The following is a 1,164-nucleotide window of genomic DNA, read 5'->3' as shown; positions in this document are numbered from 1 at the left end:
ACCACCGGCACCGGGGCCGGCGGAGGGCTCGGCAGCAACTGGTACGCCTCGGCGCCGTACCTGATGCCCGAGGACAACAGCCCGCCGGACGCCGCCGCCGTCATGGACGCCACCGGCCAGAAGGCCTTCCAACTGGCGTTCATCCTGGCCCAGGGCAGCAGCTGTTCGCCCGCCTGGGGCGGCACCTCCTCGATCGACACCGACACCACCATGCCGGGCGTCATCCAGACCGTCCGCAGCAAGGGCGGGGACGTCTCGGTGTCGGTCGGCGGGTACGGCGGCACCAAGCTGGGCCAGGTCTGCGGCACCCCCGAGGCGACCGCCGCCGGGTACCAGAAGGTGATCACCAAGTACGGCCTCAAGGCGATCGACTTCGACCTGGAGGAGCCGGAGTACGAGAACGCCGCGGCCATCCACAACGAGATCGGCGCGGCGCGGATCCTCCAGCAGAACAACCCCGGCCTGTACGTCTCGATCACCACCGCCGGCACCAACGCGGGCACCGGCTGGTTCGGCACCCAGATGCTCAACGAGGCCAAGTCGCAGGGCTTCACGCCGGACAACTACTCGATCATGCCGTTCGACGGCGGCTTCAGCGGCGCCGCGGCGCAGACCGACGCGCTGGTGAAGTTCAACCGGATCCTGCAGACCACCTTCGGCTGGAACGAGGCCACCGCCTACGCCCACGAGGGCGTGTCGATGATGAACGGACGCACCGACGCCGCCGAGTACTTCCACCAGTCCGACTTCCAGACCGTGCTGGACTTCGCCACCGCGCACGGCCTGGCCCGGTACACCTACTGGTCGGTCAACCGGGACCGCCAGTGCGCGGGCAACGTCGACCCGGGGCTGTCCGGCTCCTGCTCCAGCGTGGTGCAGAACGACTGGGACTTCACCAGGTACACGGTGAAGTTCGCCGGGGCGACCCCGCCCACCACGCCGCCGACGACTCCCCCGACCACGCCGCCGACCACCCCGGGCAGCTGCACCGCCCCGGCGTGGAGCGCGAGCACCACGTACAACGGCGGCGCCAAGGTCTCGTACAACGGGCACGGCTACCACGCCAAGTGGTGGACGCTGAACGAGGTGCCGAGCGCCAGCGGCCAGTGGGGCGTCTGGGCCGACGACGGGCCCTGCTGACGGCCGTACCGGCAACCACCGGCG

General features: G+C 70.4%; 1 protein-coding gene. It reads left to right on the top strand.

Translation table 11 applies throughout. The features are described 5' to 3' along the window. Positions 1 to 1,140 (top strand): carbohydrate-binding protein (locus ACFU6K_RS39425; protein ID WP_380671548.1); only part of this gene is annotated, 1,140 nt, incomplete at its 5' end. Positions 1,141 to 1,164 lie beyond the last annotated feature (24 nt).

Origin of the sequence: Kitasatospora sp. NPDC057512, from assembly GCF_042802135.1 — a bacterium.
Classification (GTDB): Bacteria; Actinomycetota; Actinomycetes; order Streptomycetales; family Streptomycetaceae; genus Kitasatospora.
The sequence above is the reverse complement of the archived record's forward strand: the minus strand, read 5'-3'. Positions and strand labels throughout refer to the sequence as shown.